This is a genomic window from Streptomyces sp. NPDC058964 (genome assembly GCF_042741275.1).
In the GTDB taxonomy this organism is placed as follows: Bacteria; Actinomycetota; Actinomycetes; order Streptomycetales; family Streptomycetaceae; genus Streptomyces.
Genome location: NZ_JBHYKH010000471.1, coordinates 1 through 7104, shown reverse-complemented (window position 1 = coordinate 7104; position 7104 = coordinate 1). Strand labels below are relative to the sequence as shown.

8 protein-coding genes are annotated in these 7104 nt (G+C 74.2%); 5 read left to right on the top strand and 3 right to left on the bottom strand.

All coding sequences use genetic code 11. The annotated features are described in order from the left end of the window. Positions 1 to 513: PadR family transcriptional regulator (locus ACFW2E_RS37405; RefSeq protein WP_384473657.1), on the top strand; the 513-nt coding region annotated here is incomplete at its 5' end. Between the two features lie 104 nt (positions 514 to 617). On the opposite strand, the gene ACFW2E_RS37400 is transcribed toward ACFW2E_RS37405, so the two are convergent. Then, positions 618 to 1046 (bottom strand): SRPBCC family protein, encoded by a 429-nt coding sequence (locus tag ACFW2E_RS37400; protein ID WP_384473654.1) that lies wholly within the window; start codon positions 1044 to 1046, stop codon positions 618 to 620. A 315-nt stretch (positions 1047 to 1361) separates the two neighbouring features. Between ACFW2E_RS37400 and ACFW2E_RS37395 the strand changes: the two genes are divergently transcribed. The 3 genes from ACFW2E_RS37395 (at position 1362) to ACFW2E_RS37385 (ending at position 4189) form a co-directional block, all read left to right on the top strand. After that, positions 1362 to 1961 (top strand): Clp protease N-terminal domain-containing protein, encoded by a 600-nt coding sequence (locus tag ACFW2E_RS37395; protein WP_384473651.1) that lies wholly within the window; start codon positions 1362 to 1364, stop codon positions 1959 to 1961. 82 nt (positions 1962 to 2043) lie between these two features. Continuing rightward, positions 2044 to 3048: a DMT family transporter gene (locus ACFW2E_RS37390; RefSeq protein WP_384473660.1), complete on the top strand. Its 1005-nt coding sequence runs from the start codon at positions 2044 to 2046 to the stop codon at positions 3046 to 3048. Positions 3049 to 3226: 178 nt separating this feature from the next. Beyond that, positions 3227 to 4189, top strand: a complete 963-nt coding sequence (locus ACFW2E_RS37385; RefSeq protein WP_384473648.1) for a DMT family transporter — start codon at positions 3227 to 3229, stop codon at positions 4187 to 4189. Positions 4190 to 4244: 55 nt separating this feature from the next. Here ACFW2E_RS37385 and ACFW2E_RS37380 read toward each other — a convergent pair whose 3' ends face one another. Beyond that, the gene (locus ACFW2E_RS37380; RefSeq protein WP_384473645.1) at positions 4245 to 4877 is read right to left on the bottom strand and encodes an FMN-binding negative transcriptional regulator; all 633 of its coding nucleotides are present in this window, start codon (positions 4875 to 4877) and stop codon (positions 4245 to 4247) included. Then, positions 4877 to 5560 (bottom strand): pyridoxamine 5'-phosphate oxidase family protein, encoded by a 684-nt coding sequence (locus tag ACFW2E_RS37375; RefSeq protein ID WP_384473642.1) that lies wholly within the window; start codon positions 5558 to 5560, stop codon positions 4877 to 4879. The genes ACFW2E_RS37380 and ACFW2E_RS37375 overlap by 1 nt, the downstream gene beginning before the upstream one ends. Before the next feature lie 35 nt (positions 5561 to 5595). Between ACFW2E_RS37375 and ACFW2E_RS37370 the strand changes: the two genes are divergently transcribed. Continuing rightward, positions 5596 to 6933 carry an aminotransferase class I/II-fold pyridoxal phosphate-dependent enzyme gene (locus ACFW2E_RS37370; RefSeq protein ID WP_384473639.1) on the top strand — a complete coding sequence of 446 codons (1338 nt, stop codon included), beginning with the start codon at positions 5596 to 5598 and terminating at the stop codon, positions 6931 to 6933. Positions 6934 to 7104: the final 171 nt, after the last annotated feature.

The following is a 7104-nucleotide window of genomic DNA, read 5'->3' as shown; positions in this document are numbered from 1 at the left end:
GGTCCCGGCGGCCCCTTCGGGCCGGGTTTCGGTCACGCGGGCCCCTGGGGCGGCCGGGGCCGCGGCGGACCCAGGGGCAGGGCCCGGCGCGGAGACGTACGGGCGTCGATCCTGGCCCTGCTGAAGGACCGCCCGATGCACGGCTACGAGATGATCCAGGAGATCGCCGAGCGCAGCGGCGGGGCGTGGAAGCCCAGCCCCGGATCGGTCTACCCGACCCTCCAGCTGCTGGAGGACGAGGGCCTGATCGCCAGCGAGAGCGAGGGCGGCAAGAAGCTCTTCGCGCTCACCGAGGCCGGCCGCACCGCCGCGGAGGAAGGTCCCGAGGCACCCTGGGAGGAAGCCTCGCGGGGTGTCGACTGGGAGGCGCTGAGTGAGATCCGGCAGGCCGGTTTCGGGCTGCTGGAAGCCTTCGGCCAGGTCTGGAAGACCGGCAGCAAGGAGCAGCGGGAGAAGGCTCTCGCCGTCATCGGCGACGCCCGCAAGAAGCTGTACCTGATCCTCGCCGACTAGCACTGACGGCCGACCGGGCGTCCGGCGTCCGGCGTCCGTGCGGTGACCGGGGCGCCCCGTGGAGCGATCCGCGGGGCGCCTTCGCGGGCCGGCGCGGCCGGGGGTCAGGCCACCAGCCCGTCCAGCTTGCGCAGCGACTCGTTGAGGGCCGCCGTCGCCGAGTCCTTGAGTTTGCCGGCCATCAGCGACACGGCGGCGCCCGTGAACTCACCGTCGATGCGCACCGTCGTGGCGTCGCCGTCCGGGGTGAGGGTGTAGCGGGTGGTGAGGCTGACCGCCATCGGCCCCTTGCCGCGGATGAGGAACACCCGTGCCGGCTCCAGTTCCTCGATGGTCCACTCGACCTCGGCCGGGAAGCCCATGAGCTTCATGTTCTCCTGGAAGGTGCCGCCCACCGCCAGGGTCTCGGGGCCGCCCTTGGGAAAACCGGTGTGAGTCGTGTTCCACTCCCCGTACGCCGACCAGTCCGTGAGCTTCGCCCAGACCTTCTCGGCCGGTGCCCCGATGCGTGCCTCCGCGCTGACTTCGGCCATGCGACCACCTCTTCGTGTCGGGCTGTGGTGTCGCGGAACGTAGCCGCAGGGCCTGGAACATTCAATACTGATGAACCGTCAGAATGTGTGGACGTCCGGGTGGATGTCCGGGTCGGCCCACTCGGCCCACTCGGCGCCTCGGTGCCCGCCTGCCTGCGTGACGCGAAGCGGGGCGGCGCACGCCGTCGGGAGGGAAAGCGCCTGATCTCCTCCGTGAGGAGGAGATTTCCGTGAACGGTGTCCACTCTCCGTGGGATGCGGAAATGCTTCCTCCCGGGGATGCCCCAGGCCGCAGAGGCTGATGGGGTAGGGGGTGTGCAACCCCGTATTCCCCGCCAGTCCGCGCACGACCGGGGCGTCCGCCGGCCGGATGACGTTGCCGGGCTCGGTGCCGAGCCGGCGGCGGTGGTCGCCGGTGCCCGCCGGCGGGCCGTTCGGGACGGGGACCGGCAGATCGACACCGCCCATCTGCTGCACTCGCTCCTGGAATCCGACCCCGAGGTGCGTGCCGTGATCGGCGAAGCCCCGCAGGTCGCCCGCCTGCTCGGCTACCTCGTGCAGCGCAGCATCGGCTACGGCCTGCGCTGGCGGAGCGCTGTGGAGGACTCCGGTGCGGTACCCGTGCTGACGTCGGGCCCTCGTCCGGGCGGCGCCGGTCCGACGGGCATCGAACCCAGGGACGCCGCTGGCTGGTCGCCGCTGGCCGCGGCCGCCGTGGAGCATGCCCGCGAGTGCGCCGCGCGGCGTGGCGACGCGCAGGCCCGGGGGATCGATCTGCTCGCGGGAATCGTTGTCGACCCCCAGGCCCGGGCCGTCGAGGTGCTCGGGCGCGCCCGGGTCGAGGTGCGGGACCTGCGGGAGCGGATCGAGCGTCGCGCGGGGGAGTACGCCGGGGGCGGAGGGACGCCCCGCTGAGGAGCGCCGGCGGGGTCGGCTCCGTCCGGCCGGTGAGACAGGTGTCATCGAGGGTGACGCTCATGTCGTGGCCTGTCATCATGTGCCGGTGCATATGTCTGAGAGCAGTCAGAGCAGCCGTGGGAAGGGCGTCGGGCTCGGCCTCGCGCTCGCGTCGGCGCTCGCCTTCGGGGGGTCCGGCGTCGCGGCCAAGCCGCTGATCGAGGCGGGGCTCGACCCGCTGCACGTGGTGTGGCTGCGGGTGGCCGGTGCCGCGCTGGTGATGCTGCCGCTCGCCGTGCGCCACCGGGGACTGCTCCGCCGCCGCCCCGCGCTCCTCGCCGGGTTCGGACTGCTCGCCGTGGCGGGTGTGCAGGCCTGCTACTTCGCCGCGATCTCACGCATCCCCGTCGGGGTCGCGCTGCTCGTGGAGTACCTCGCCCCCGCCCTCGTGCTGGGCTGGGTGCGGTTCGTGCAGCGGCGGCCCGTGACGCGCGCGGCCGTGTTCGGCGTGGTCCTCGCGGTCGGCGGCCTGGCCTGCGTGGTCGAGGTGTGGTCGGGTCTGGGCTTCGACGCGCTGGGGCTGCTGCTCGCGCTCTGCGCGGCCTGCTGCCAGGTCGGCTACTTCGTCCTGTCCGACCAGGGCAGCGAGGCCGGTGACGAGGCGCCGGACCCCCTCGGTGTCATCGCGTACGGCCTGCTGATCGGTGCTCTGGTCCTGACCGCCGTCGCCCGCCCCTGGGCCATGGACTGGTCCGTCCTCTCCGGTACCGCCCGGATGAACGGCACCCAGGTCCCGGCAGCCGCACTGCTCGCCTGGATCGTCCTGGTCGCCACGGTCGTCGCCTACGTCACCGGCGTGGTGTCCGTACGGCGGCTGTCCCCGCAGGTCGCGGGGGTCGTGGCCTGTCTCGAGGCCGTCGTCGCGACCATGCTGGCCTGGGTGCTCCTCGGCGAGCACCTGTCCACGCCGCAGGTCGTCGGCGGTTCGGTCGTCCTGGTCGGCGCGTTCATCGCCCAGTCGTCGACGCCCGCCAAGGGTTCCCCGGAACCCGTGGCGAGCGGTGGTCGCCAAAGGGAGTTGTCGGCGCGTGAAACCGCAGCGTAGGGTGCGCTTCATGGCTGCGAACGCACTCGTCCTTCCGCCCCCGGCCGCCTGAGGCGGGCCTCCGGGAAATCACGCTCGGCTCCCGGCCGGGCGGGACGGTGCCGCCCGCGGAAGAAGTCCGCGCGCCCCGCTGGAGCGGGTCGCCTTCCGTACTTCTGCACATCTGCGGAGACAACTCGTGTCGAATGCCTCTTCTGGCCTGCCCGTCGGGCGTGGCCTGCTGTATCTGATCGTCGCCGGTGCCGCCTGGGGCACCGCCGGTGCCGCTGCCTCACTGGTCTACCGGGTCAGTGACATGGGCGCCTTCACCCTGTCCTTCTGGCGGTGCGCGGCCGGACTCGTGCTGCTGCTCGCCGGCGGGCTGCTGCGACCCGCCACCCGTCCGGCCGTGGCCGAGCCGCTCGGCCGCAGGGTCCGCAAGGCCGTGGCGACCGGATTCGGCCTCGCGGTGTTCCAGACCGCCTACTTCGCCGCGGTGCAGTCCACCGGGCTTGCCGTGGCGACCGTCGTCACGCTCGGCGCCGGACCCGTCTTCATTGCGCTCGGTGCGCGCTGCGCGCTGGGGGAGCGGCTGGGCCGTGGCGGGGCCGCCGCCGTCGCGGGGGCGCTCGCCGGGCTGGCCGTGCTGACGCTCGGCGGATCGGGCGCCACCGTGCGTCCGGCGGGCGTCCTGCTCGCGCTCCTGGCCGCGGCCGGCTACTCCGCCATGACGCTGCTCACCCGGTGGTGGGGGCGCCAGGGCGGTGGCGACACCTCCGCCACGACGGTGTGGGCGTTCGCGGTCACCAGCTTGTGCCTGCTGCCGTTCGCGCTCGCGGAGGGCCTGGTGCCGCACACCGCCGACCCGGCGCGAGTCCTGGTGCTGCTGCTCTACATCGCGGCGATTCCCACGGCTCTCGCCTACGCCCTGTACTTCGCGGGTGCCGCGGCCGTGCGCTCGGCGACCGTCTCCGTGATCATGCTCCTGGAGCCGGTGAGCGCCGCGGTCCTGGCCGTCGCCCTCCTCGGCGAGCGGCTGACCGTACCGACCGTGGCCGGCACCCTGCTGATGCTCGGTTCGGTCGCGGGGCTGGCCGCGGCGGAGACGCGCGGGTCGCGTGCGAGCAGGGACGAGGCGGAGGAACAACCGGTGCTCGTGTGACGTCCCCGGGTGAGGGCGCGGCCGGGTCGGCGGCACCCGTGCCTGCCGGGCCCGCTCACGTGCCGCGCCGTCGCACGATGTGCTCCCGCGCCGCCGTGTCCCCGGGTCCGGCCCGCCCCGCGAGGGCGGTGGCGATCCGGTCCCGGACCTCCTCCGTCCTCTTGCCCCCGTACTTGAACTTCGCCCGTACGTCGGTCACTTCGAGCCGCAGTCCGCGGATGCCGGACAGCAGGCGGCCGTACGGGGCCTCGCCCGGCGCCGCCCGGGACGAGCCGCCCTGCGGCTGGAAGTGGCCGAGCTGACGGTTGAGGAGGCCGGCCTTCTCAACCGGGTCGTCCACGACGTGGGCCGTGCAGTGGAGTTGGACGGCGGCGTAGAAGCTCGTGGGGACGCCGTGCTCGGGTGGGTCGTCCGGATCGGCCTGCCAGGGGCCGGGCACGAACGCGTAGTCGTCCACCACGCTGAGAAGCACCCGTGGGTTCGCCTCCAGGGCGGGCCACAGCGGGTTCGGACGGGCGAGGTGGGTGACGGCCTCGCCGCGATCCGCGTCGTAGGCGAAGTGCAGGGGCTGGACGAGGGGCGGCTCGCCGGCCGGGCCGTTGACCGCGAGCTGGCCGAAGTCGTGAGCGGCCAGCCAGGTCTGCCACTCGCCGTCGTCGCGGGGCGCGTCCCAGGGGTGGATCAGCATCACAGGGCCTGGAGGTAGTCGGGGAGCTCGACACCGGGGAACAGGTCGGCGTTGGCCACCGGGGTGCCATACCCCTTGCGCAGCGGGAGGACGCCCGCCCAGTGGGGCAGGGACAGGTCCTCGGGTTCGTCGTTCGCGCCACCGGTGCGGACCTTGGCGGAGACCTCGTCCAGGTCGAGCCGGATCACCGCGGTGGCGGCCAGCTCCTTCTTGTCGGCGGGCCGGGAGTCGGCGGAGCGGCCCGGGACGACGTGGTCGACCAGCGCGTCCAGCGCGAGCCGCCGTTCCTCGGGGTCGGTGACCTGGTGGGCGGTGCCGTGCACGACCACGGAGCGGTAGTTGATCGTGTGGTGGAAGGCGGAGCGGGCCAGGACCACACCGTCGACGTGGGTGACCGTCAGACAGACCGGGAGCCCTGGGTCGGCCTGACCCGTCATCCGCAGCGGGCGCGACCCGGTGGAACCGTGCACGTACAGCCGCTCTCCGACCCGGCCGTAGAGCGTGGGCAGCACCACGGGCGCGCCGTCGCGGACGAAGCCGAGGTGGCAGACGTAGCCCTCGTCGAGTATCGAGTGCACCAGTTCCCTGTCGTACGACGCCCGGTCCGCGGAGCGGGTGGGGACCGTGCGGTCGGTCGGGGCGTAGGCGGCGGGCTGCGGTTGCGGCGGCTGGGTCCCCTGCATGGTGCTCTCCATTGCACTAGTGCATAATTCGTTTTGTGCTAGGAGAGTATCCGATCGAGGGTCGGGGCGCAGCGGAGATTGCCGCGAGCGTCGAGCGCGCGGTGGGTGGCGGTGCACTTTCACCCGGCCAACCGCTTCCTTCCATGCGGGAGTTGGCGACGCGGCTAGGGGTGAATCCCCATACGGTCGCGGCCGCGTACCGCACCCTGCGCGAGCGCGGGGTCATCGAGACGGCCGGCCGCCGGGGCAGCCGGATCCGGTCCAAGCCCGCCACCACGGGCCGCGAGGACCTGTACGTGACCGTGCCGGCCGGAGTGCGGGACCTGTCCAGCGGCAACCCCGACCCCGGGCTGCTCCCGCCCTTGGCGCCCGCCCTCGCGGCGGTGGCGGCGGAAGGCGACCGGGACCCGGTCCTGTACGGGGCCGGCCCCGTGGAGCCGGAGCTGGCCCGGATCGCGCGGGCCGAACTCGACGCCGACGGGGTGCCCGGCGGACCGCTCACCGTGACCTCCGGATCGCTGGACGCCGTCGAACGCGTCCTCGCGGCCCATCTCAAGCCCGGGGACGCCGTCGCCGTCGAGGACCCGGGCTGGGGCAGCCTCCTCGACCTGGTCCCGGCGCTCGGCCTGCGCACGGTGGCCGTCGGCGTCGACGACGAGGGGCCGCTGACCGGCGACGTGCGCCGCGTCCTGGCGGCCGGCGCGCGCGCCCTGGTCGTCACGGACCGCGCGCAGAACCCGACGGGCGCGGCACTGAGCGCCGCACGCGCGCGTGAACTGCGCGCCGTGCTCCGCGAACACCCGGGGACGCTGCTGATCGAGGACGACCACGGCCACCGCATCGTCGACCTTCCCCTGCACCCCCTCGCCGGTACGACGCACCACTGGGCCTTCGTCCGTTCCGCCGCCAAGGCCTACGGACCCGATCTGCGCCTCGCCGTGCTCACCGGGGACACCGTCACGCTCGACCGGGTGCGCGGCCGGCAGCGGCTGGGCCCCGGCTGGGTCAGCCGCGTCACCCAGCGTGCCGTGGCCCGGCTGTGGGCGGACGGCTCGGTGGACACGCCGGCCGTGGCGGCGGCGTACGGACGGCGCCGCGAGGCGCTGCTCGGCGCGCTCGCCGACCGGGGGATCACCGCGTACGGGCGCAGCGGCATGAACGTGTGGATCCCGGTGCCGGACGAGACCGGCGCCGTCGCCCGGCTGCTGCAGGCCGGCTGGGCCGTCGCCCCCGGCGCCCGCTTCCGCGTGAGCGCGCCGCCCGCCGTCCGCATCACCGTCTCCACCCTGGGGGAGGGGGACGTCGGACCGCTGGCGGACGCGGTCGCGTCGGCCGGGGGGCCGGGGCCGGGGTGGCTGCGCAGTCAGGTCTGACGCGCGCGGCCGCTCGTTCCGGCCGGGGCCGGAAGCCGCCCCGCCCTGCCGGTGCCGTCGTCCTGTGCCGCTCAGGCCGCCGTCGCCCTCTGGCGTTCCCGCGTCCGCCCGGCCCGCTCCGTGGTGTCCGCGGCCCTTCTGGGCCGTGCCTGGGTCAGGGCGGCGCCCGCG